Source organism: Edaphobacter acidisoli, assembly GCF_014642855.1.
Lineage (GTDB): Bacteria > Acidobacteriota > Terriglobia > Terriglobales > Acidobacteriaceae > Edaphobacter > Edaphobacter acidisoli.
The window spans coordinates 3,151,753-3,173,896 of sequence record NZ_BMJB01000001.1; the positions used below are offsets into that span (position 1 = coordinate 3,151,753).

Sequence of the window (22,144 nt, forward strand, 5' to 3'; positions counted from 1 at the left end):
CCGGCGTATTTCGCTGCGCCAACGTTGAATATCGCGGTTGCTCTCGTTATCGGGGATCGAGGTGCATGCGCCTGATCGGTGTAATTCCAAGAAAACGCATAGCTACAACGATAGCAACCAGAAAAGCCACAATCGTGGCTACTTGCACTGTTCGAGGGAGCTTCGAAGGCCTCGCCTGTGCGAAGCATCCGGAGATTGACGCATCGTTGATGCGAGCCAACCAACCCTCTCGCATTAGTGCGCCGCCCACTCGATCTTCGAGAGGTCGATTCCTTCCTTGACCATTTCGTACAGCGGCGAAAGCTCACGCAGCTTCCGCACGACATCAATAATCTTGTCGGCCACGTAGTCCACTTCGGCCTTCGTGTTGAAGCGGCCAAGCCCGAACCGGATGGAGCTGTGAGCCACATCATCGCCCAGCCCCAGTGACTTCAGCACGTAGCTTGGTTCCAGCGTGGCTGACGTGCAAGCTGATCCGGACGAGACTGCAACATCGTTGATGCCCATCAACAGGCTTTCACCTTCGACATAGATGAAGCTCATGTTCAGGTTGCCGGGAAGGTGGTGGTCCATGTTGCCATTCACCTTCGTGTAGTCGAGTGCTGTCTCGAGTTTGTTGCGGAGATAGTCACGCAGCTCGCGCTCCCGCTTCGCCTCGGCTTCCATCTCTTTGCTGCAAATCTCGCACGCTGCGCCAAGACCAACGATGCCTGGAACATTCAGCGTGCCTGAACGCATCCCACGCTCGTGTCCGCCGCCATTAATCTGCTCGGAGATTTGCACGCGCGGATTGCGACGACGCACGTAAAGCGCACCCACACCCTTCGGGCCATAAATCTTGTGCCCGCTCAGGCTCAGCACGTCGATGTTGTCCTTCTGGACATCTACAGTTATTTTGCCAACGGCCTGCACTGCGTCTGTGTGGAAGATGATGCCCTTCTCGTGACACAGCTTGCCGATCTCTGCGATGGGCTGGATGACGCCAATCTCATTGTTCGCATACATGATCGAGACGAGGATGGTCTTGTCGTCCATGGCGCGCTTCAGATCTTCGAGATCGATCAGGCCGTCCGCCTGCACTGGCAGATAGGTCACGCGGAAGCCCTGCTTCTCGAGCTTCTTGCAGGTGTCGAGAACAGCCTTATGCTCAGTGGCCTGCGTGATGATGTGATTGCCGCGTTCGCGGTACATCTCCGCGATGCCCTTGAGTGCAAGATTATTAGACTCGGTCGCGCCCGAAGTGAAAATGATCTCCTTCGCTGTCGCGCCGATCAGCTTTGCAATTTGCTCGCGGGACTTCTCGACTGCCTTTTCTGCTTCCCAACCGTAGCTATGGTTGCGGCTGGCTGCGTTGCCGAAGACAGTCGTAAAGTACGGCATCATGGCTTCCAGCACGCGCGGATCGAGTGGTGTCGTTGCATGGTTGTCCATGTAAATAGGAAGATGCACGCCCTCGGGAACCGGCGTATTCGATTCGCTGACCACTACCCCGTTGTTGCTCATGTCTCGACTCATCCTTATCGTTCGTTGAAACCCAGTTTTCTAAACTCTTCCGTTTTGCGTTAGATCGCTATCGTTACTAACCCACCGCCCACTGGTACACCTGATCCTGCCTGTTCCGTCTCTGCCTCGATCAGGTCGGCGATGAAGATGCCGCTCAGCAAGTCCTTGATGCTGTCGTTCACCTTGCGTAATGGTTCTTTGATGGTGCAGGTGCTAGTCAGGTCGCAGGCTCCATGGATTGTGATGCAACTTGTAATGAATAGCGGCCCGTCTATTGCACGGATGACCTCAAATGCTGATATCTCTGCAGCCGACTTTGCCAGGGCATAACCCCCGTTAGTGCCCGCATGAGAAACCAATAACCCAGCCTTGGCCAGCGTCTGGAGAATCTTTGCCAGAAGCTGAGGAGGAATGTGATACGCCTCGGCAATGTCCTTAGCGCTGTGAGCACTGCCGTCCTTCTGCTCCGCCAAATACTTCAGAGCCATCAGACCGTAGTCCGCTTTTTTGGTCAGACGCAGCATCTTGAGTACTCAATAACACGGATACGCCCGGCGAATGCCGACAATTCCAGTCCTAGATAGTTTACGTCGTTTTAGGTGCTGTTGCAAACCTGACTCTGCCACATCTGGATCATTCTGGCTAAACCGTAATTTTTGTCACTGCAAAAGTGAGCTAAATCGCTGTTGACAAGCTACTGGGAGACGGGCAAAATCCTTACAAATTCTTCCCAACCCCATGAGTGCACCCTGCAAACACCCCGTCGTGAAAGTTGTGAGCCGCGAAGACAATGTTGAGTTTGTAGAATGCCAATCATGTGGAGAAGTATTTGATTCAGAAGAGTTTAGCGACATCGCTATCGAAGAAGCGCAAGACGTTGACGACTCCTCAGTCGAAGATTAGGTGGCTGGCGCTTGTTGACTCATCCGTTGAAATACTAGCCATGCATATTGCGCTGCAGAAAGAGGGGCCAGTACTGCGATCGTTCTTACCAGACCAATGCGCAAGGCAGTTAAATGCGCCGACACAAAAATTTTCTCGCAAAATACTGCGAGCAGAGCCACGATCTGTACCAATGTATTGAGCTTGCCAATCAGGCTTGGACGGAAGTCCCGCAGTGTGCCAGTGGCAAACAGCAGAGTTGCAATCAGCAGTATCCCCAGGTCGCGGCTAAATACCAGCACGGTCACATAGCGCGGCATCAGACCCACATGTGTAAGGACGACAAATAGGGTACTGAGCAGAAGCTTGTCGGCGATTGGATCGAGGTATTGCCCCAGCGTAGTGCGCTGTTTGAGTGCGCGCGCCAACAGCCCATCGAGTGCATCGCTAAGGCCGGCCAGCAGAAACAGCGCAAACGAAGTCCGATAGTGCCCATCGAGTATTTCGATGATGAGAAAAGGGATAATGAAGAGCCGCATCAGCGTCAGCAGATTAGGTGCGGCGCGAAATTGATTGAGGAAACGCACGTTCTAGTGGTGAGTCAATCTTAACTCAAGTCCATGCTGATATTGCTTAGCGGAACGGTTCCATTTAGACTGAAGACTCAACGCAGGCGCGTAGCTCAGTTGGTTAGAGCGCTACCTTGACACGGTAGAGGTCAGGAGTTCGAGTCTCCTCGTGCCTACCATATCCTCAACAACTTACGCTCTCTCCCATACCCCAAAAGGGCACAAAAGGACACAGAGAGGGCACGGAATCTACTGCGTGTTGTGGTGTGTACCTTCTCACGCCACAACCTCCTGCAAACGCTGACGACCGAAGAGCACATCCACGACTTTGCTCTGCGCCTCCCGCTTCTTTTCCATTCGCGGGTGCGTATAGATCTCCATCGTGGTCGAGAGCTTCGCGTGACGCATCAGTTCCTGCACCACCTTCACGTCGTTGCCATGCTCGGCCAACATCGTGCTGTAGGTATGCCGGGTTGCTGAGCTTGCGCTCGCCATCATGCAGGCATTCGTCTTCGCGGTGATCGCCTACGGCTATGTTGCCACTGCCGTGTGTGTCCTCGTCGGCCCAGTCTTCATCCCGTGGTTCATCGTGCCCAAGATGGACTGGCTCTTCTGGGGATGGTTGAAAGCCTTCATCGGCTTCAGTTTCTACCAGGTCGTAGCAAGCGCCTTCATCTTCGTCTTCTCGAAGGTCGTCATCGGGATGTTCCATGTGATCGGGACGCTCAGTCTTGCGAATATCGTGACGGTGCTGCCGGCCCTCCTCACTCTGGCCTTCGTCTGCGTCTACGGCCTGCACAAGATACCCGAACTGACCGGCTCCATCCTCGGTGGCCGCGCCGGGACGTGGGTCGGCCTCAACAAGGAGTAACCGCGATGCACAAGACTTCCTATTCGACGACCGAGGCAGGCCACAGGTTCCTTGAACTCTATGCCGAGCCTGTCGTCACCAACAACTATCTCAAGGTCGCGCTGCTCGTGCTCGCTGTTGTCGCGCTCACTGCGCTGGCTCTACTCTACCGGGCACAGACCGCTGCCTCACGGTTGAAGCCGCTCGTCATCGCGGTCTCGGACATCGGGCGTGGACAGGTGATGAACTACGACGACCTCTCAAAGGTCCCTACGGAGCGTGTGAGCAAGTATTACCTCGCCCGCTGGGCGCAGCTCTACTACGGACGCAATCACGCCACTTTGCAGCGCGACTTCGCCGAGTCGCTCAACTTCTTCTCGGACCCGTTGCAGTCGGCGACGCTGGCCCGCGTCAACAAGGCGAAGACGCTCGAGACCTTCCTGCTTGATCCCAGCGCACCCAACGTGGACATCGAGATCAGGGCTGTTGTGCTCGACGATACACGCCAGGCCCCATACCGCGCTCATATCGAGTTCGAGAAGGTCATGTATTCGCCCGGCGACCAGCAGGAGCAGAACCGCGAACGCTGGGCCGCAAATGTCATCTTCAGCTTCCGCGGCGAGGTTCCCAACCAGATGCTGCTCACCAACCCTCTGGGCCTTGTCATCAGCTACGTCCACGAAGACCAGGCGTTCGGGAGTTAAGCCATGAAACAGAAGAAGCAACTTCTGCTCTATTGCCCCGACCGCGAACTGCTCCCCTCGATGGCCTTTGCGTTGCACCTGCACCCATATGAGGTCACGGCTGTCGACGACAGCCGGAACGCTGCATCGCTCATGATGGCTGGCAGCGATGAGCTTCTCTGCGGAGTGCTGATTCATACACGGCAGGGCGACCTTTCAGGCAGGTTGATTCACCGCCTGCTCGAATCGGATCTGCACGTTCCCATCCTGCTGGTGGACCGGGCGGGTGACCTCGCACCCGTCCGCTACGCGGACATCGTGCTCTATGGCCGCAACACCTCGATGGCCTACATCCTCGCCGCGCTCAACGTGCTTTGCGCGCGGAAGCGCGGGCCACGGGGTGCGGCATGAGGGAGTCGGCCCTTTCACGCAGCCAGTTTGAGCCTGGGACGAAGGCCCAGCCGCGAAGCGATGGTCAGCAGCGTATCAAGCGAAAAGTCTTTCCATTCGCCGCGCTTGATCTTCGAGACGCGCGGCTGCGAGATGCCAAGCTCTCTGGCGGCTGCGGCCTGTGTCCAGCCGTTCTCCGCGATGCGCTTTTCAATACGGATCATGACCTCGGCGCGCATCTTGAGAATGGCCGCTTGATCTTCATCAAAGCCGAGATCCAGAAAGATGTTACTGCTGCCTTTGGTGATTTTGGTGTCGTTCCAACGGGAATCGGTCTTCTTCATCCGTCATTCTCCAATCAGCTTGTATCGCCGTTTCGCAAGCTCCATATCGCTCTGGCTCGTCTTCTGAGTCTTCTTCTCGAAGGCGTGCAGCACATAAACAGCGTTCGCAAACTTCGCAACGTAAATCACGCGCCAGGCACCATTGAGGCGGACCCGGATTTCATAGGCGCCTCTGCCCACGTCCTTCAAGGGCTTGAAGTCAACCGGCATCAGCCCATGCTGCACGCGGAGAAGCTCATCGCCAAGCGATTTGCGGACCTCTACTGGAAACTCCCGCAGGTCGTCCCGACTGCTGCCGATGAAGAAAATGGGCTTCATCTCCATTCGACCGATTATATCAATACTTATCTAAATCAGGCAGCAGCCTACGAGCCGAAATTTATGGAAACGGCGGAGATGCATCCATGAGATATCTCTCCGTGTGTTCCGGCATCGAAGCCGTCTCGGTTGCGTGGCAACCTCTCGGCTGGCAGCCTGCCATGTTCGCCGAGATCGATCCGTTCTGCTGCTGGCTTCTGCGCTCGCGCTACCGCGCATCGCGGCCTGTGTTTATGCCCAGTCCGCATGATGCACCGGACAGGAAAGAGGCGAAACACCGTGCAGCAGCCATTCGCAACATCGTTGCTCTGCCCGCCACTGGCGACATCATCAACGCAGGCGATTTCATGAAGATAGGCAAAGACGATGTGGGAGCAATCGACCTTCTGGCCGGAGGAACACCTTGCCAGTCTTTCTCCGTCGCCGGTAAGCGAGCGGGACTGGATGATCCGCGTGGCAACCTCACCATCGAGTTTGCTCGACTTGCTGATCGCTTACGGCCCTCGTGGCTGGTGTGGGAGAACGTCCCCGGTGTCCTGTCGCTTGATGGAGGACGGACATTTGGAGCCTTCCTCGGGCTATTGGTCCAACTCGGGTATGGGATCGCCTACCGAGTTCTGGACGCACAATTCTTCGGAGTACCCCAGCGACGGCGTCGCGTCTTCGTTATCGGACATTCTGGAGGATGGCGAGGCCCCGCAGCGGTATTGCTTGAGTGGGCGTGCCTGTCGGGGTATCCTCCGCCGCGCCGCAAAGCGCGGCAAGACCTTGCCCCCACCCTTAGCACACGCGCTTATGGTGGTGGCGGGACAGAAACCGACTTCGACCTCGACGGCGGCCTGATTGCTTCGACTGAAAACGTCTCACGCTGTCTGAACGCCGGTGGCATGGGCAGGCAGGATTTTGAGACGGAAACCTTCATTGCCCATACACTCTGCTCCGATGGCTTCGATGCCTCGGAAGACGGCACCGGACGCGGCGTGCCGATGGTCCCCATCGCCATCAACATTGCGCACACGAAGTCGAATGGCTCCGGCTTCTCAGACAATATCGCGCATACGCTGGAGAGCGGCAGCGGCGCTCAGGCTATTGCTTTTTCCTCGAAGGATTACGGGATGGATGCCGATGATGTCGCGCCCACGCTGCGCGGCATGGGACATCATCTCAGCCACCCGAACGGTGGCGGACAGATCGCCATCGCGTTTGCGCAGAACCAGGAAGGCGATGTTCGCAGCAGCGGCGTGATGCACTCGCTGGGGACCAACGCGAACGCAACCAGCCGCAATGCCGCCAATGTCGTCGTCTCCTGGACACAGGAACTCGCCGCATCGACCAATCTCGCCGGGCCCCTTCAGCGTGGCGGTGAAGGGGGACGCGCCGATGGAGCGATGGCAGCACAGATGGCCGTGCGCCGACTGACGCCACGCGAGTGCGAGCGCCTGCAGGGATTTCCTGACGACTACACCCTGGTCGAGTATCGCGGCAGGCTCGCCGCCGACGGCCCCCGCTACAAAGCTCTCCGATGGCTGTTCCTGTCATGCGCTGGCTGGGACAACGCATCGCTCAAGTCGATGCCATCCTTCGTGAACACGGCGCGAGGTTTACGCCTTGAACTGCTATTCCACGATACCGGTGCTTTTCATGCGAAAGAGTGACGGCTTTGACCTTTATGCCTTCAACATCCTCTCAACACATCGAGCGTGCAGCGCATCCTCCCACTCCGTCGCCCGCGTTCTACTCTTTGCAGCGCCGGTAGATCAGTCACGATGCAGCAGGCTGTGTGATGTACCCACTTCAGCCCGTCCGCACCGGATAGAAGGCACGACGGACTGGGCGACTTCACCGGTGCACAGGCTACGAACCAGGAGCATCCTTCCCCGCCATCTTCAGTCGGGTGTTTCCATCGAGCGCCATCCCCCCGGATTTTCCCATGTCTCACTCGGTCACTCGCTCGGTGCTTCTCCCGCGCCCGGCGGCACTTGCCGTTTTGCTTCGCGCTACCGCGCGCCCTTCGGGTCTGGGTTTCCAAAGAAAAATCTCCCTGCGGCTACGGCCCAAAGAACGGGCGAGATTTTTCTTCGGAGCCTCCGCAGAAAGCACGTCTGCGGCCTTGGGAGCGGGGCACACTCGCGTCACTTCGTGCAGGAGTGTCCCGAGTAAGCGCAGGGCAAATCCAAACAGGAGATACAGCAATGGCACTCTATACCAACACCGTCACCGTCAAAGGCTTTTTAGGGAAGGACGCCGAGTCCTTCCCTACCCGCACCCAGAAGACGTTCGTCGTCCTGTCGCTTGCTACCAAGTCCGGCTACAAGGACCAGCAGAAGAACGAGTGGGTGAACCATACTGAATGGCACCGCATCGTGGCTTTCGGCAAGCCCGCTGACTACGCGAGGAGCCTGAAGAAGGGCGACTACGTGGAAGTTGAAGGCGAGCTGCACTCGACCCAGTATGAGAAGGAAGTCGGCCAGGGCAAGAACAAGGTCAAGGTCGCCTTCCGGGATAAGGAGATTCGCGCCAGCATCGTAAAGAAGCTGGCAGAGCCGGCCAAGAACGAGAACCTCGACGCCGAGCCCATTACCGAGGATGATGCCGCGTAAGCGGCGTTGTCCTCCCACTGGGAGGTGCTGCCATGAATCTCTTTACCAATCTCGTACAACTTCGCGGCTTCCTCTGCAACGATGCCGAGGCTCCATCATCGGATCACATCGCCAATGATTCCTTCGCCCTCCTGACGCTGGCGACTGTCTCGGGCATCTGGGATCTCGGCCACAACGAGTGGCATCCACGCACAGACATCCATCGCGTCATCTGCCCCGGCCCGTTCTTCTGCGGCATGGTGCGCGGGATGCGGCGCGGCGACTATCTCGAAGTCGAAGGCGAGCTCCGTATCGAGGTGCAGACCCGCTCCGTGATGGTCGCTGGGGAATGTACGCCGGTGAAACGCGGTAACTATGCCGTTCATGCAACTCGCATCAGCAGACTGGATCGCCCAGATTATCTGGTCGATTACGGCGAGGACGGCTGAGAACCCCTTGCCCTGCTTGTGGAGGGGATGACTCCTCTCCGCATTTTGTTCCGAAAATGCCGCGCACTGGCCACAGCAGAAAGGAATTCGATGGTTGCCAACGCCGTTTTCATCTCCACACTGGTTTTCCTCGCGCTGCTCTTCGGACTCTCGCGTGAGTTTGTCTTCCTCACGCCGTGGCGCCTGCTCATCCTGCACAGCTACCTCAGGGGCATCGTGCTCTACGCCGCTCTGCTTTTCGCCAACATTCTCGGCCTCACCATCTGGATCGAGCGCAAGTTCTTCCTCCGCGACACAGGCCGCAAGCTCAAACACTTCGATCAGGAGATACACAGTGGACACTCGGAACTCTCAGAAGAGATCGCCGCGCAGTTCGGCGAAGAGTAAACAAAACTCGAGCGGGACGCCTGCGCAGCAGCCGCTCACCGCGGAAGAGAAAGCGCAGTTCATGGATTTTTCAAACGACCATGTGGCTCGCGTCCGTGCCGCCAAAACAGCCGCGCAGAGGGAGATGGAGTCGTTCGGCGATGTCTCGGAATATGACGTCACGATCCTTCATGGGCAACTGAAAGAAGAGCCTGTGGTCCCCACGCAGCGCCTCTGGATTTTAAGGATGACGTTTTCGACGGGCCGGGAGAGCCGGACTGATGCGGCTCGATATTCCTCATGATGTGCCTCAGCGTCGGGAGCCTGAACCGCCACAGCCCGATGTTCCGCTGAAACCTTCTCCCGTCGAGGCAAGACACGAAGCTCTGGCCGCACGCGCCGCCGACCGCCGTCCCATGCCCCAGGCGCAGCAGCATCGTTCCCGCCATCCCGAGCGGGCATCCGATCAAGGACGTCGCGCGCTTCCAGTAGATAGTCTGAGAGACCAACGCCCGCGCCGGCAGACATTAGCGCCCGAAGCTATCGGGCTTTCTTTACGCGAAGAAGAACGCAGGGTGCTGGCTGATGTGGGCCGCTTCCGCGTCGTCGCTACCCGCGATCTTGCCGCGACCATCTATGACAACCGCCAGTCGCGCATGGAACGCGACCTCGCCTTCCTGCGCGAGAAAGGACTCATTCAGGTGGATTCTGTGAATGCCCGCCGCGACGGGCGCGGCGGCAGTGTCGAGCGTATTGAGGTTGTCACGCTCACCAAAGGTGGCCAATCGCTGGCACGCATGACGAGCGATCTGCCGCGTGACCAGAAACTCTATGCCGGGATGGTCAAGCCGCGCGAGGTGGAACATGACACGCAGATTTATCGCGCTTTTCGCAAGGAAGCCGAGCGCATCGAGCGGAAAGGCGGCACGAACCTCCGCGTCCAGCTTGATTTTGAACTGAAATCGCAGATTCAGAAGGCCATTTACGTCGAGCGCAAGGTCAACCCGGAACGCGGCATGGATGAGATTAAGCAGCAGGTGGCCAGACAGTTTGATCTGCCCTTCGTGGATGGCGGCATCCAGATTCCCGATGCACGGATTGAGTATGAATTACCGCGCAAGGACGATCAGGACAGGGACCATGGTCCGCGCACCGGCCACGAAGACATCGAGGTCCTGACAGCGGCCTACCGCCCCGGCCATCTCCGGCACAAAGCGCAGGCGGGCTTTCACGTCTATGCCTCAGCTTCCGACCGCGCCACCCTGACCGCGAGGATCGAGGGTGACCATCACCTCATGGACAGGATTCTGGAGCTGTAACCATGGCCGCCGATCCCATCCCCGCACTTCAATCATTCGGCTACACCGACCGCGAGGCCGCGTTCCTCTACCTGGCCGCCGCCCACTCCGGCTACTTCCTACGCCGACAGTTCGATTACTTTACCGACCGCAACAAAGGTTCCATCGTTATGCGGTTTCTCGAAAAGGCCCACGCCACTGGCCACATTGAATCCCTGGACTATAAGCAAGGCTGGCATGTCTATCACATCGTCTCGCGGACGATCTATCGTCTGCTCGGCGATCCCGAGTCGCAGCTCCGGCGCAGAAAGGGGGACGCCCATGTGCGTGCCCGGCTTATGGCGCTCGATTACGCACTCGAAAATGAGGACGACCGTTATCTCATCTCCCCGGAAGAGAGGCTCCATTTTCTCGCGGAGATTCGCGGTATCTCGCCGAGTCTCTTCACCGGTGAAGATGGCGCACTGTATCCGCTGCTGGCATCGTTTCCCATCTCGCTGACAGATCGCACACGGCCTGCGCGCTCGCCGGTGCGTTTCGCTTTTGTCGATGAAGGGCTTGCCACGGTTGAGAAGTTCCTCCGGTTTCTCTCCGTCACCGGCCCGCTGCTGCGCTCAGTCGGCAACTTCGAGGTGGCCTATGTGGCCATCTCGGGCACTCACTTTGAGGATGCTGAAGCAACTTTCTGGAGAAAGTTCGCAGACGATCCGCACAGCAGTCCCAGCTTCTTAGACGACGATTTGCGACCGGTCGTCATGCAACCTCGCGTCCCTTTCCAGCCGCGATTCACCACGCTGCTGCTCGGCTACAGCTATCCCATTCTCCAGCGAAGTGAGGTCAGGGGTTCCGCAAGGGTTCGCAGTTAAAAAGGAAAGGAGGAGATAAACGATGGCCCTGCAAATACATGGCAAGGCAACACACAGGCTCTGGGTAACACATGGGCGGGAGCGATCCCGGCCTACGGCCTGCCGCACCGGCTCCCGCCGTGCTGATCGCTCCCGCCCATGTGTCTCCGATGGATTGCGTGTGGGCCGAAACAGGTACGTGTTGAGGTCCGAACTCAGTACCTCATCCGGCCCGATGCAGGGCCTGAATCTGTACCTGAGTTAATCGAACATCTGTCCACTAAAAGGCCCATGAACAAGGCCGGAAAGGAACTGAACGATGAGCAAACTGAAGATCGAGCATCGGGCAAGCAGGATCAGTCTTGTCCTGCTCAAGACCAATATCGAGGACACCATCGCCGAGGACATCGACCTGATGGCAGCATGGTCTGATAACGACCGCAGGTACATCGTCAACGAACTGCTCCGCTTTGCGCTGGCACAGGAAGATGGCTTCCAGAGATACAAGGCCAGTGCAGCAAAGACCACTGGCGGTACGAAAGTTGCATCCTCATCAGCCCGAACAGCACAGGACACGATCACCAGGCCAGATGCACCTGCACCCGTGCGCTCTTAATAGGGGATTCTAACTATGCGCCTTACAGCTTATCTTCAACGCATCCTGCGGCCACTGATTGAGTACCGGCTGTTGCTCTCTCTGGGGCTCAGTGCAGCCTGTGGCATCGTGCTCCGAAGCCTCTACCCAGTCCATACATCCGATCCGATATTGCGTCTGATCGAACTCGAACAGCCCCGCATCTTTCATGCCCTGGTCTGGAGCTACAACCTGTTCCTGTACAGCACGCCCTTCCTGCTCTTCTCCATCCTGTTCTCGCTCGCGTATGTCCATTTCTATGCACCACGACAGAAGGAGGTCTCAGGACCATTGCCGCCCTATCCCGATCCTCTCACCCGCGAGCATCTGTCCCTGGTCCTTGGCGAACTGCACCATCCGACGAAACCGAAGCCTTCACCCACACCGCAATGGCTCTCCATCCCCGAGCGCGGCCTCTATACCGGTATCTGCATCGTCGGAGCAACCGGCAGTGGGAAGACCCGGGCCATCCTGCTGCCCGCTATGCGGCAGCTCTTCGCTTACAAGGCTACCGATCCCAGGCAACGTCTCTCCGGCGTCGTCCTCGAAGTCAAAGGCGATCTCTGCGGCCATGTCCAGAGGACCCTGAAGGAGTGTGGGCGAGAGCAGGATTATGTCGAAGTCTCGCTCACCGGCAGCCTTCGCTATAACCCTCTCAACAACGATGCCGATCCCTACGCCCAGGCATTCAACATCGCCTCCGTCATCATTGCTATCTGGGGGAAAGGCAAGGAGCCATTCTGGATGCAGTCCTACACCGACCTCGTCCGCTACGTCATCATGCTCCACCGCGTCCGCGACGAGTACGTCACGATGGTCGACATCTTCCGCACGGTGATCAGTGCCGCGACGCTGGAAGCCATACTGACTGCAACCGGGAGGCGCTTCACCCCGGCTTCGTTCGCCGGTGTCGACAAAGCAGAGTATCAGCGATACGAGTCTCTGCTGGCTCCGTTTGGGTTCGCATGGAACGAGAGGCTCGGCCAGTATCTGGCCCGCTCCAGCGAAGCGCTGGAATCTGTCATCGTCCAGCAGACATCCATCCCCGTATCTATATATAGAAGGACCCAGGGCAGCGAAGAGTCCGGCGCGGACTGGGAGAGTGTCCATTACTGGTACTGGGAACACTGGAAGTTCTTCCGCGACGAGACCAAAACGGCCATCATTCAAGGCGTTACCATCTTCCTCTCGCTCTTCGACACCAACCGCACTGTCCGGCGCATCTTCTGTCCACCGAAGGAACTCTACGAGGGAAAACCCGTGGCCTCCGATCCCGGCGCGAAGGTGCTGCCTCCGTTCGAGTATCTGATCGAGTCGGGTTCGATCGTGGGCCTGAACTTTCCCACGGCGCTCAATCCCGCGCTCGCCAAGGTCATTGGCACCCTGATGAAAGTCGATTACCAGCGGGCCGTCATGCTGCGCATCCCCAAGATGGAGGTGCATCCCGAACGGCACTTCCGCCCTACCGTCTTCCTCTGCGATGAGTACCAGAACTTCGCCACCGTCGGTGGGGACAACCCTACCGGTGATGAGCGGTTCCTGTCTCTATCCCGCCAGCCGAAGTGCATCCCGCTCGTCGCCACGCAAAGCATCTCATCGCTGAAGGAGGCGCTGCCCAACGAAGGCGTCAAGACCCTGTTGCAGGCCTTTCGCACAAAGGTCTTCCTCACCACTTCGGACCCCGACACGGCACGCTATGCTTCGGAGTTGTGCGGCAAGACCGACCGGACGCACATCAGCTATACGGTCTCCGAATCAAGCTCAAACGCCAATGTGGGATGGCTCAGTGGCCGCACCTCGTCCAATAAAGGATCGGTCTCGGCATCAAAGCAATACCAGAAACGCCGGGAGCCGCTGTTCGACGAGAACGCCTTCTACGATCTCGGCAACGCCCAGGCTATCGTGGTCGCCTTCAACGGCATCCGCCCTCTGCCGCCGACCTACTGCTATCTGAAGCCCGACTTCCTGCCTGTCAGCATGAGCTGGTTCGAGCAGGAGGAGATTGGCTTCGCCCCGGAAAGGATACCCCAATGAATTACGAAATCATCCTCCCGTTTCTGAAACCCATCGGACATTTATTGATGGAGGCTTCCATCTCCGAGATCATGGTCAACCCGGACGGCACCGTCTGGATAGAAGAGGCAGGCCTCATTCAGCGCCAACCTGATATCTCCTTCGAGGAAGGTGCGCTCTCCACCAGTCTCGAAGCGATCGCCAACCGCTTCGGCAGGAAGCTGGACGCCGACTCGCCCATCCTCAACCTGCGTCTGCCCGATGGCAGCAGACTGGCCGCCATCATCCCGCCTATAGTCGGTCCCCAGCCTCTGATGACTATCCGCAAGTTCACCGCGCGGGACTTTACCATGAAGGATCTGGTCGCACGCGGAATGCTCACCGGAGAGCAGGCGTCCGTTCTGTCAGAGGCTGTCCGACAGGGCGACAACATCCTGATCTCGGGAGGGACCTCTACAGGCAAGACGACCTTCCTCAATGTGCTCGCAGATGCAATTCCAGAGGAAGAACGTATCCTGGTGATCGAGGACACGGCAGAGTTGCATCTGCGGAAGCCCCATGTCGTCGCGGAAGAGGCCCAGACCGATACTCACCGCAAGCCTGTCACCTTCGACGATCTCCTGAAAGCGGCCCTGCGGCACCGTCCAGACCGCATCATCCTCGGTGAGATTCGTGGCACTGAAGCCCGCATGCTGCTCGATGCCATGAACACAGGACATCGCGGCGTCCTGGCCACCATCCACGCCAGCAGCGCCCAGGGCGCATTGCTCCGTTTGCGCACTCTGCTCCTGCGTGGTGCCGTTTCGCTCAGGCCCGGAGAGGCAGACGCCGAGATCACCTCTTCCTTCCATCGCGTCGTCCACATCGAGCGGTGCCGAGGAATCCGAAGAGTCGGCACAGTCCTGGAGTTGCCCAAACCATTTGAGAGTTTAAAGGGCGGCTGAAAACGGTCCTCAGCCAAGTCCTTCATGCGAAACCGTTGTCCTCTATCTGCATCCTGGGCAACACTTCCGCCTGCCCCCGCACTCCTTCTCCAACAGCAACGGGAACTGCCTCGACACTCACAAGGCAGTTTCCAGGCCCATTTCTCTGGTTGAGGTGTTTCCCATGCATGACAATCCGGCAATTCATCTCTCTTTTCGCACCCAGCAATTCATTTTCTCTGCCGCCCAGGAAGGTAACTTTCGTCGAGCTGCTCGGAAGCTCGGTGTCAGCCCGTCTCTTCTCACCCGTAGTATAGACAAGCTGGAGTCCGACCTCGGAGGCAGGATCTTCGAGCGCAGCCACAGCGGGTTGTCCGTTACCGACGCCGGGCAGGTCTTTCTTCAGGAGACACAGTTGGCCTCGAACCACATCACCCACGCATGGGATCTCGCGCGATATCGTTTCCAGATTGCAACGCGCCCTCTACGGATCGGCTACTCTCCATATGTCCATAGCAGGCTCATCCCTGTACTCGAACAGTTGCGATCGTCAGACATGGAAACAGGCGTCGGTAGGAATCCATCGAAGGCACTTCTGGAGGCAGGCTCTACGCTGCAACTAATCGACTCGGTTCTGCGTGGGAAACTGGATGCCGCAATCGGAGTCTACCCTATAGAAGACGAGGACCTGTGGGTCAAACTCATCTCCCGCGAACCCTACTGCGTCTGCTTCTCCAAAAACCATCGTCTTGCAAAGCAGCCATCCATCTCAATCAAAGACCTGGATGGCGAGATGGTCTTCTGCTTGCCGGAATCTTCCCACCCTGGACTTTATGCCCGAGTGACGAGGTATATCGAAAGCACAGGGATCACCCCAGTATTACGCGAAGTCATCTCATTTACACACGCAATGGAAATCGTCTCACACAACTACGGTGTGGCCCTCCTGCCGTCTTCGGCGTCCCGTAGCTCCCACATGGGTGTGATATTCAAACCAGTGACCGATAAACTGCTCTGGATCGAGACCGCGCTGTTTGCGCGACACGACCAACGGTATGGCCCGTTGCAGGAGTTTCTGTATAACCTCTCACAGCAGCTACTGACGCAGTCACTGAGGCTATGAAGTAATGACGGGGAGCGGGGACGGGTATCACTCTTGCTGGACGATACCTGTCGCCGATCCACTGGAGAATGGCCTGCGCTACATTAGCAATCTCACTGGTACAAAACATCGGTCAGGCCACGACGCTTTTGCTACCGATCCCGAAACGCTGTTGCGGGGCGTTTATCAGTTCCCCGAAAAATCACCAATGGAATCATCGAATATCGATCTTAGAAGAGCCCGGAAACTGTGATTAGCCTCAACCCATACTCATCATGCATCAAGCAGTTTGTTCCAATCGGCACAGTTCACGACGTCAGATATACAAACATGGCCTAAAACTCAGGCCGATCAGTGGTTGTTGCAGGCTCGCCGCGCTCTGTGAAATACGGGGTTAGTTAATTGTCAGCACGTTCGACTCGTTCCATTGACAACAGAGTGACCCTTGCGTAGCAAGGACTTTTGTCTGGGACGCGAACATAGATAACAACCCACCTGACGAAATAGAATTGCGCCTTACTTCCTTTCCATGTCACGTCTTCCTGCATAGTGTACAGCCAGGCTGTACTTTGCCAAACAAATGCAATTTTAAATGCTTGACAGACATTCGATTGCATGAGACGTTTAGCAGGCAGCCATGTTTCTTGTCGTTATCGCGTGCAAAGTTGAGAATGAATCGTACTTTCTGACTGAATACTGCTGCACCTCTTCTCGGGTTACTCAATAGGACAAGCTAGATGTTAGTGTACCCAGCCAATCGCTGGATGCATTTGGTTTACCTCGCTTCAAAACTGAGACGGGTGTATTCAATGATCTTTGAGCAATCATCTAATTCTTCCCTCCGCCTTCCAAGACTCTTTTCTACCCTCTTGATGTTAGCAGTGCTTCTTTGCAGCCTACCGGGTGCTATAGCGCAGAGTGGAAGAGTTCACCTATCCTCCCATTCTCCCCAGAAAGGTATCACCCCACTAACGGTACCTGCGCCAGTGGGAATGCGAATCTATTGGTTTTCCATTAGCACTAATGGATTCGGATCGCTGCCGATTTCGATGATCTCTCCGTCATCCGTCGGTGCTCAGACAGATTCTTCCGGAAATTCGTATATTCTTACTGACTCTCAAGGAGATTTCGGGCCAATCACTGCTTATCAGTCGTGCCCTAGTCCTGGTGCATCAATGTACCTCCTAGCCACACAAGGTGATCCTGCCGGAACAGATGAGAACAACCCCAACGCAGCCATGATTGCAATGATTCCAACCCCATGTGGGCAGGAGTGGGGCTCTATGGATATTACTGAGACCACAACAATTGCATCTGCCTTCGCTCTGAGCAGCTTTGCTACCGTTTCAACTGATTCCTTCGCTTCCGATAGCAACAGTGCAGCATCATTGCAGAACGCAGTCACCTATTCGGAGTCTCTTGTCAGCAGCTCCAATGGCGCGATTCCAAGCGGGAGTCCATCGGCAACGACGCTGAATACCCTTGCGGACATGATCGAACAGTGCATTAATTCAGCGTCTGCATGTCCGGCTTTATTTACTGCCGCAACACCACCTGGAGGAACTGCTCCAACTGATACCTTTCAAGCGGCACTAGACATAGCCCTTAATCCAACTTTAAATTTGACCTCTCTATTCGATGCGCTCCCATCGAGTCCAGATTTTAGCCCAATACTCAGCTCGGCCCCTACATCATGGGACCTCCCTGGCTCAACTGTGCAGATTAAAGGAGTCAGTCCGGAACCTGCTCCGGCTGGGACGCTTGTCACAATTGATGGTTCAGGCTTTGGTGCCAGTCAGGGCAGTGGCACGGTCATAATTGGGGGCGTTCAAGCAAATGTTATAACAGTCTGGAGCGACACAGAAATCGTTGCGGTTGTACCTAGCGATAGCGCGTCAAATGGCAATGTGCAAGTATTCCAGAATGGTTCTGCTAGTAATACAATCCCGTTTGCTATAGGCCCCATTTTGGTACCTAGCATTTCCGGGCTGTCGCTTACGGAGGGGCCGCCACAAATGGGATTTACGATTACTGGGGCAAATTTCGGAAGCATTCAAGGTGCCAGTAAGGTGACATTAGATGGTGCACCTCTCATAGTCTTGCAATGGAACTCCTGTGCTACAACCCCAGGTAGTTGCATTACAGTGCAGGTACCACAGACGGGAGCATCAAGTGGTGACGTTGTTGTGACAGTAGGAGGGGCTCCAAGCTTTCCTGCGAGCTTTACGGTCACATCACCATTCGCATGTCCTACCGAGTAGGGTGACACTCTAACTAATTCCAGAATTGGAGCAGGAAAGGACAGCCATGCAGAGACGTTTGTTGGCAATCATCCATGTGGCAATACTGTTAATATTTGCTGGCTTCCTATCTCGTACTGGGATGGGGCAAACACCTAGCTCAAGCCCAGAGAGTTCACAAACTCAACGCATCCCTATGTCTCACTTGTACTGGCACTTTCTCATGTACCAACATCATCTTGATCAGAAGGCTGCCCAAATGGAAAAAGGCGGTTCTTCTGGAACAGCGGTCCGGACGTTTATTCAATCAAAGATGAGCATATCCGATGCTGAGTACGCGCCAATTCACGAAGCGGCGGATCGCCTTTCAAGCGCGATGGCAGATCTCAACACTAAAGCGATCCATCTGAGACAATTATATTTGCAAACAAAACCAGTCAAGGGTGCTCCGCTTACTCCCGAACAGCAAACACTATATGATCAGCTAAAACAAATAGATACTGATCGAGAGCAGATGCTGACTCAGCAGATGGAAGAATTAGATAACGAGCTCTCTAGTAATGCACGGTCGACTTTCCGCAAGTTTCTCGTTTCCCGCATAGCACCTAACACGAAGGCTATACCTTCATCAAATTCTGCACAAACACCTGCATCAGGAAGTACAGCAGATGTAAACTCAATTACCCCTGATAGCGTAACTCGCCCCATCCCGGCCATACCGAACACTCCAGACGGATCTTATGAGACATCGAATAATATCCCAGGAGCCGAAGCGTTTGCTTTTATAGGTGCAGGGGAGGAACAATATCCTTCCTCAGGGAGCTCAGGGCTTCCAGAGAGAGGCCCACGGACAGCAACCGGGGAGGTGGAAGCATATATCGAAATGGATAATCTCGATACGGCCGATGTTGATTATGTTGCGGGGGCTGGATATCTCTTCGTAAATGGAAGCACAGTTGCTTCATTGCCTGCAGTCTATGGTCTCGAATCGGCGGTTTCTACAGTGTCCGTCAGCCCCACCAATAATACGTTCACGTTTGAGCCTCAAGTCGATGCCTGTTATCTTGTGGATATAACTGAAGTTCCTCCTCCAACTCCTTTGCCTCCCGGTTGCGATACTGATGATTGCGGCGATCCTGAGCCCGAATATGTTCAAGCGCAGAGCACGCCTGAACCTAGCCCTCTCTTCAGCGAGGGTCCCCCCTCAACCTATCCAACAGCGACGATCTGTCAACCTTACAATGGGTCGGATATATCTGTGACAGTTGGCATTCCTCAAATCACATCGGTCACACCTCCATCAGCAAATATTGGCACGAGTGGCAGCTTTACGGTCCAAGGGGTTAATCTCGAAGATGAGGAAGGTACGTCAATATCTGACCTTCCGGGGATACCAACTTCCGTTTCGTCCCCAGGAGCAAGCAATGAAACGGTGAGTTACTCTATCCCGAGCACTCAGACAATGGGTAATTACCAATTTACGATTTCCAATATGTGGGGCACGAGTAATGCTGTCAACTTTACCGTTGGCGCTCCAGGTGCGGTAATCGCTTCACTAAGCTCCTATACATGGACGGCAGGCACCAGCTTTACTCTGATCATCACCGGTACGGGATTTGGGAATCAACCGACTGTAAGTATTTCAGGTGCTGGTGTAACTAGCAGTGCTGCAACAAATACGAGTCCAGATGGAACACAGACGCAAGTCACAGTGACTGTTGCTCAAGACGCACCAAACGAATCCGCAACAGTTCAAGTCCAACCGGGATATGCGGGAAACAGTTATGTCTGCGGCAATTGCAACGGAGGGTCGCCAGTAGGCACGAGCGCTGCTTCAGTAAACGCCGTCACCCCGACACCTCAGATCATGTTCAACGGCAGTAATATATCGGGAACAACACAAACGGTCGTTGCCGGTCAGCAGATCGTGTTGTCTGTGCCCACGCCAAATGGGTACAGCATCCAGAGCCAGTCATGGTCTTTCTCAAACCAATCGGCGATTACGGGCGGCTTTGTGGATGGCGCAGGAACACCCGGTACTCAACCATCGGCATCTGCAGGAGGAACGGAAGCATCCGATCCGTCATTGAACCAGAATTCGTTGACTTTCTACTGGGTTAATCCAGGAGACAACGGCGAGACTGTTACCTACAATTACACGCTGAACAATGGACAGTCAGCGAGCGCGACAGCAACTTTCAATATTGGCGGACCTACCGGTAGCCTTTTTCCAAACGCATTTGCACAGAGCAATAACACAGGCTCTGTGCTATCTAATGCTCAGAGTAGTGTAGCTGCGCTGTCAATGACTAACGCTCCAATTCACCCAACCAACGGATCGGTAGGCGTCTTCCTAACCGATAACGCTCAGCCTGTCTCTAATCAATCACAATGCCCGACAAGCCCAGGCGCGCCACCTGCTGCGGGCTGCGGTCAGTTCATCTGGGTCCAGATTCTCAATTCCGTTACTCAGTTGCAGATTGTTCCGCAGAATAGTACATTTACGCCATTTACGGCATCCAATCAGCTCGACGGGACATATCCGTACTTTAACGGCCCAGGTTACGCGAATGCCACTTGGGATTCTCCAGGCAGGGGTATAGAGTCCACCTGGGGAGAGGCAGCAGAACCATTCAATGCAACAATGTACGTTCTCTGGGACCCTGCTCTACCGGCTGGTTGCACCCCTGCTTGGACCGATACATCTAGCGTTCCTTATATAGACCATGCAAGTACATGTACTTCTACTCCCATTCCACTCGGCTCCGTACACTGGAACTGGTCTGCCTGCACTATCAATGCTGGAACAGGAGCCGCGCCAAACTGGTTTCTGCAATGTGGGACAGGAAGCGGGAATACCGCTGGTGCCGCGAGTGGATATCCTCAATGGACGACTGGTACTGGTTCGGGAGGTTGCAGTGTTTCCGCGAACACCAACTGTCAATAGCATGGCTTGAGAAAGGAGTAAGTTGATATGACCATCACTCGTACTTATGCTCGCTTCGTAATTGCACTAGTGGTTATTGTCGGCTGCGTGATCCCGTTGGGGGCACAGTCCGCACCCACGACCAGCCAACTGGATTCGGTATCCATTCAGGTTTCTATGCAAAAGAGCAGCTATGCCATTGGAGAAAAGCCGATCGCAATTCTGGAGATCAAAAACTCTGGATCAAAGGCGATATGGTACTCGAACGAGCGTCGTCTCGAACGGATTCTCATCACAGGGAAGGCTGGCAATCCGCCAAAGACAGAGTTATATCGTCATCTTCTTGGAGACTTTCGTCGTGGTGATGGCCCAGCCCTTCCGTCGGGCCCTGTAGCTGGCCGGTCCATTGCGCCCGGCTCAGTGGATTCGCAAAAATATGATTTGTCTTATTTCTATGTTCTTAACACGCCTGGCAATTACAGTGTTTACCTGGAGATATACGATCCCACTGGACCAAAGAACGGATCTGGGCACTGGTTGCGCACAAATACTGTAAAGTTCGAAATTCAGGCACCAAGTCAATAGAAAGTGTGCAAAGTTGATAGAGGTCACCGCTTTTGTTGTAAATGCTCGTGACTTCAAAGAACTGCTTCAGCCAGTAGTCCTCTTCGACTGGAGCATCGAGGTCGAGGATGGAAACTTCGTCCATTTGACCTGCCCAATCTTTTGAACCAGTTGGATTGTTAGTGTGGCCTGCCCGATCTTTTGAACCAGTTGCGATGAGAGAGACTGGATTTCAAGGAGCGGGTTATGGCACGTAGGAAAAAGCACACAGCTGAGCAGGTGGTGAACCTGTTGCGGCAGGTGGAAGTGTCGGTGGCGGCCTCGAACTCGCCAACCCGGACCATCTCAAAATTCACAAACGATCTATTGGATCAACCCAGGGGCCACAGGGACTGTTACCTACACCTATACATTGAACAACGGCCAGTCTGCTAGTGCCACGGCAACATTCATGATTCAAGGACCGAGCGGGAACCTTATGATTCAGCCAACGATGAAGACCGATGGTTCGGGTGTGCAAATTCTTCCTACTTGGAGCCTATCTACAACAGGTGTTACAGTGACCAGTCCTCAAGGTGTAACGGGTCCTATTGGTATCGACTTCAAGACAAGCGCCACACCACCTAGTGGAACTAATCAGAGCTTTACATTTGTACAACTCCTTAA

Annotated in this window: 23 protein-coding genes and 1 tRNA gene; 18 read left to right on the plus strand and 6 right to left on the minus strand. The window is 55.6% G+C overall.

Annotated elements, in window-relative coordinates; all coding sequences use genetic code 11:
• Positions 1 to 234: 234 nt before the first annotated feature.
• From IEX36_RS12860 to IEX36_RS12870, 3 genes are all read right to left on the minus strand, one after another.
• Positions 235 to 1,503, minus strand: a complete 1,269-nt coding sequence (locus tag IEX36_RS12860) for an IscS subfamily cysteine desulfurase (RefSeq protein WP_308422306.1) — start codon at positions 1,501 to 1,503, stop codon at positions 235 to 237.
• 59 nt (positions 1,504 to 1,562) lie between these two features.
• On the minus strand, positions 1,563 to 2,027 hold the full coding sequence (locus IEX36_RS12865) for an RrF2 family transcriptional regulator (RefSeq protein WP_188759661.1): 465 nt from the start codon (positions 2,025 to 2,027) through the stop codon (positions 1,563 to 1,565).
• A 375-nt stretch (positions 2,028 to 2,402) separates the two neighbouring features.
• The gene (locus IEX36_RS12870) at positions 2,403 to 2,972 is read right to left on the minus strand and encodes a CDP-alcohol phosphatidyltransferase family protein (protein WP_188759662.1); all 570 of its coding nucleotides are present in this window, start codon (positions 2,970 to 2,972) and stop codon (positions 2,403 to 2,405) included.
• A gap of 84 nt (positions 2,973 to 3,056) precedes the next feature.
• Here IEX36_RS12870 and IEX36_RS12875 point away from each other — a divergent pair.
• Positions 3,057 to 3,133 (plus strand) — tRNA-Val (locus IEX36_RS12875).
• Between the two features lie 97 nt (positions 3,134 to 3,230).
• Here IEX36_RS12875 and IEX36_RS12880 read toward each other — a convergent pair.
• Positions 3,231 to 3,452 (minus strand): tyrosine-type recombinase/integrase, encoded by a 222-nt coding sequence (locus IEX36_RS12880; protein ID WP_188759663.1) that lies wholly within the window; start codon positions 3,450 to 3,452, stop codon positions 3,231 to 3,233.
• Between IEX36_RS12880 and IEX36_RS12885 the strand changes: the two genes are divergently transcribed.
• From IEX36_RS12885 to IEX36_RS12895, 3 genes are read left to right on the plus strand one after another with little or no spacing between them, the layout of a single operon-like run.
• The gene (locus IEX36_RS12885) at positions 3,451 to 3,825 is read left to right on the plus strand and encodes a type IV secretion system protein (RefSeq protein WP_188759664.1); all 375 of its coding nucleotides are present in this window, start codon (positions 3,451 to 3,453) and stop codon (positions 3,823 to 3,825) included. The genes IEX36_RS12880 and IEX36_RS12885 overlap by 2 nt on opposite strands.
• A 5-nt stretch (positions 3,826 to 3,830) precedes the next feature.
• Positions 3,831 to 4,508: a VirB8/TrbF family protein gene (locus IEX36_RS12890; RefSeq protein ID WP_188759665.1), complete on the plus strand. Its 678-nt coding sequence runs from the start codon at positions 3,831 to 3,833 to the stop codon at positions 4,506 to 4,508.
• A 3-nt stretch (positions 4,509 to 4,511) separates the two neighbouring features.
• Positions 4,512 to 4,898 carry a hypothetical protein gene (locus IEX36_RS12895; RefSeq protein ID WP_188759666.1) on the plus strand — a complete coding sequence of 129 codons (387 nt, stop codon included), beginning with the start codon at positions 4,512 to 4,514 and terminating at the stop codon, positions 4,896 to 4,898.
• 14 nt (positions 4,899 to 4,912) lie between these two features.
• On the opposite strand, the gene IEX36_RS12900 is transcribed toward IEX36_RS12895, so the two are convergent.
• Positions 4,913 to 5,221: a helix-turn-helix domain-containing protein gene (locus IEX36_RS12900; protein ID WP_188759667.1), complete on the minus strand. Its 309-nt coding sequence runs from the start codon at positions 5,219 to 5,221 to the stop codon at positions 4,913 to 4,915.
• Positions 5,222 to 5,224: 3 nt separating this feature from the next.
• Positions 5,225 to 5,539 carry a type II toxin-antitoxin system RelE/ParE family toxin gene (locus IEX36_RS12905; RefSeq protein WP_188759668.1) on the minus strand — a complete coding sequence of 105 codons (315 nt, stop codon included), beginning with the start codon at positions 5,537 to 5,539 and terminating at the stop codon, positions 5,225 to 5,227.
• 86 nt (positions 5,540 to 5,625) lie between these two features.
• Here IEX36_RS12905 and IEX36_RS12910 point away from each other — a divergent pair, with 86 nt between their 5' ends.
• From IEX36_RS12910 to IEX36_RS12975, 14 genes are all read left to right on the plus strand, one after another.
• Positions 5,626 to 7,194 carry a DNA cytosine methyltransferase gene (locus IEX36_RS12910; protein ID WP_188759669.1) on the plus strand — a complete coding sequence of 523 codons (1,569 nt, stop codon included), beginning with the start codon at positions 5,626 to 5,628 and terminating at the stop codon, positions 7,192 to 7,194.
• Between the two features lie 537 nt (positions 7,195 to 7,731).
• Positions 7,732 to 8,139, plus strand: a complete 408-nt coding sequence (locus IEX36_RS12915; RefSeq protein ID WP_188759670.1) for a single-stranded DNA-binding protein — start codon at positions 7,732 to 7,734, stop codon at positions 8,137 to 8,139.
• A gap of 32 nt (positions 8,140 to 8,171) precedes the next feature.
• Positions 8,172 to 8,567 carry a single stranded DNA-binding domain-containing protein gene (locus tag IEX36_RS12920; protein ID WP_188759671.1) on the plus strand — a complete coding sequence of 132 codons (396 nt, stop codon included), beginning with the start codon at positions 8,172 to 8,174 and terminating at the stop codon, positions 8,565 to 8,567.
• 90 nt (positions 8,568 to 8,657) lie between these two features.
• Complete coding sequence (locus IEX36_RS12925; protein WP_188759672.1) at positions 8,658 to 8,954, plus strand: hypothetical protein; 297 nt, start codon at positions 8,658 to 8,660, stop codon at positions 8,952 to 8,954.
• Between the two features lie 61 nt (positions 8,955 to 9,015).
• Entirely contained in the window at positions 9,016 to 9,237 is a 222-nt protein-coding gene (locus IEX36_RS12930; protein WP_188759673.1) for a hypothetical protein, read from the plus strand.
• Positions 9,215 to 10,252: a hypothetical protein gene (locus tag IEX36_RS12935; protein ID WP_188759674.1), complete on the plus strand. Its 1,038-nt coding sequence runs from the start codon at positions 9,215 to 9,217 to the stop codon at positions 10,250 to 10,252. Before IEX36_RS12930 ends, IEX36_RS12935 begins: the two co-directional genes overlap by 23 nt.
• 2 nt (positions 10,253 to 10,254) lie before the next feature.
• Positions 10,255 to 11,097, plus strand: coding sequence for a hypothetical protein (locus tag IEX36_RS12940; protein WP_188759675.1), 843 nt, complete (start codon positions 10,255 to 10,257; stop codon positions 11,095 to 11,097).
• 298 nt (positions 11,098 to 11,395) lie between these two features.
• A complete protein-coding gene (locus IEX36_RS12945) occupies positions 11,396 to 11,692 on the plus strand; it encodes a hypothetical protein (protein WP_188759676.1) in 297 nt (98 codons plus the stop codon).
• A 15-nt stretch (positions 11,693 to 11,707) separates the two neighbouring features.
• Positions 11,708 to 13,744: a type IV secretory system conjugative DNA transfer family protein gene (locus IEX36_RS12950; RefSeq protein ID WP_188759677.1), complete on the plus strand. Its 2,037-nt coding sequence runs from the start codon at positions 11,708 to 11,710 to the stop codon at positions 13,742 to 13,744.
• Positions 13,741 to 14,667 (plus strand): TadA family conjugal transfer-associated ATPase, encoded by a 927-nt coding sequence (locus IEX36_RS12955; RefSeq protein ID WP_188759678.1) that lies wholly within the window; start codon positions 13,741 to 13,743, stop codon positions 14,665 to 14,667. The genes IEX36_RS12950 and IEX36_RS12955 overlap by 4 nt, the downstream gene beginning before the upstream one ends.
• A 163-nt stretch (positions 14,668 to 14,830) precedes the next feature.
• A complete protein-coding gene (locus IEX36_RS12960; RefSeq protein ID WP_188759679.1) occupies positions 14,831 to 15,769 on the plus strand; it encodes a LysR family transcriptional regulator in 939 nt (312 codons plus the stop codon).
• A 1,469-nt stretch (positions 15,770 to 17,238) separates the two neighbouring features.
• Positions 17,239 to 18,009 (plus strand): IPT/TIG domain-containing protein, encoded by a 771-nt coding sequence (locus IEX36_RS17720; RefSeq protein ID WP_373283046.1) that lies wholly within the window; start codon positions 17,239 to 17,241, stop codon positions 18,007 to 18,009.
• 46 nt (positions 18,010 to 18,055) lie between these two features.
• Positions 18,056 to 20,935: an autotransporter outer membrane beta-barrel domain-containing protein gene (locus IEX36_RS12970; RefSeq protein ID WP_188759681.1), complete on the plus strand. Its 2,880-nt coding sequence runs from the start codon at positions 18,056 to 18,058 to the stop codon at positions 20,933 to 20,935.
• 27 nt (positions 20,936 to 20,962) lie between these two features.
• Positions 20,963 to 21,499, plus strand: coding sequence for a hypothetical protein (locus IEX36_RS12975; RefSeq protein WP_188759682.1), 537 nt, complete (start codon positions 20,963 to 20,965; stop codon positions 21,497 to 21,499).
• The last annotated feature ends 645 nt before the right edge of the window (positions 21,500 to 22,144 follow it).

Excerpts from the sequence above, each read along its gene's own strand:
- IEX36_RS12860 (WP_308422306.1), bottom strand. The coding sequence starts at position 1,503 with ATGAGCAACAACGGGGTAGTGGTCAGCGAATCGAATACGCCGGTTCCC.
- IEX36_RS12865 (WP_188759661.1), bottom strand. The coding sequence starts at position 2,027 with ATGCTGCGTCTGACCAAAAAAGCGGACTACGGTCTGATGGCTCTGAAG.
- IEX36_RS12885 (WP_188759664.1), top strand. The coding sequence starts at position 3,451 with ATGCAGGCATTCGTCTTCGCGGTGATCGCCTACGGCTATGTTGCCACT.
- IEX36_RS12880 (WP_188759663.1), bottom strand. The coding sequence starts at position 3,452 with ATGATGGCGAGCGCAAGCTCAGCAACCCGGCATACCTACAGCACGATG.
- IEX36_RS12890 (WP_188759665.1), top strand. The coding sequence starts at position 3,831 with ATGCACAAGACTTCCTATTCGACGACCGAGGCAGGCCACAGGTTCCTT.
- IEX36_RS12895 (WP_188759666.1), top strand. The coding sequence starts at position 4,512 with ATGAAACAGAAGAAGCAACTTCTGCTCTATTGCCCCGACCGCGAACTG.
- IEX36_RS12900 (WP_188759667.1), bottom strand. The coding sequence starts at position 5,221 with ATGAAGAAGACCGATTCCCGTTGGAACGACACCAAAATCACCAAAGGC.
- IEX36_RS12905 (WP_188759668.1), bottom strand. The coding sequence starts at position 5,539 with ATGAAGCCCATTTTCTTCATCGGCAGCAGTCGGGACGACCTGCGGGAG.
- IEX36_RS12910 (WP_188759669.1), top strand. The coding sequence starts at position 5,626 with ATGAGATATCTCTCCGTGTGTTCCGGCATCGAAGCCGTCTCGGTTGCG.
- IEX36_RS12915 (WP_188759670.1), top strand. The coding sequence starts at position 7,732 with ATGGCACTCTATACCAACACCGTCACCGTCAAAGGCTTTTTAGGGAAG.
- IEX36_RS12920 (WP_188759671.1), top strand. The coding sequence starts at position 8,172 with ATGAATCTCTTTACCAATCTCGTACAACTTCGCGGCTTCCTCTGCAAC.
- IEX36_RS12925 (WP_188759672.1), top strand. The coding sequence starts at position 8,658 with ATGGTTGCCAACGCCGTTTTCATCTCCACACTGGTTTTCCTCGCGCTG.
- IEX36_RS12930 (WP_188759673.1), top strand. The coding sequence starts at position 9,016 with ATGGATTTTTCAAACGACCATGTGGCTCGCGTCCGTGCCGCCAAAACA.
- IEX36_RS12935 (WP_188759674.1), top strand. The coding sequence starts at position 9,215 with ATGCGGCTCGATATTCCTCATGATGTGCCTCAGCGTCGGGAGCCTGAA.
- IEX36_RS12940 (WP_188759675.1), top strand. The coding sequence starts at position 10,255 with ATGGCCGCCGATCCCATCCCCGCACTTCAATCATTCGGCTACACCGAC.
- IEX36_RS12945 (WP_188759676.1), top strand. The coding sequence starts at position 11,396 with ATGAGCAAACTGAAGATCGAGCATCGGGCAAGCAGGATCAGTCTTGTC.
- IEX36_RS12950 (WP_188759677.1), top strand. The coding sequence starts at position 11,708 with ATGCGCCTTACAGCTTATCTTCAACGCATCCTGCGGCCACTGATTGAG.
- IEX36_RS12955 (WP_188759678.1), top strand. The coding sequence starts at position 13,741 with ATGAATTACGAAATCATCCTCCCGTTTCTGAAACCCATCGGACATTTA.
- IEX36_RS12960 (WP_188759679.1), top strand. The coding sequence starts at position 14,831 with ATGCATGACAATCCGGCAATTCATCTCTCTTTTCGCACCCAGCAATTC.
- IEX36_RS17720 (WP_373283046.1), top strand. The coding sequence starts at position 17,239 with ATGATCGAACAGTGCATTAATTCAGCGTCTGCATGTCCGGCTTTATTT.
- IEX36_RS12970 (WP_188759681.1), top strand. The coding sequence starts at position 18,056 with ATGCAGAGACGTTTGTTGGCAATCATCCATGTGGCAATACTGTTAATA.
- IEX36_RS12975 (WP_188759682.1), top strand. The coding sequence starts at position 20,963 with ATGACCATCACTCGTACTTATGCTCGCTTCGTAATTGCACTAGTGGTT.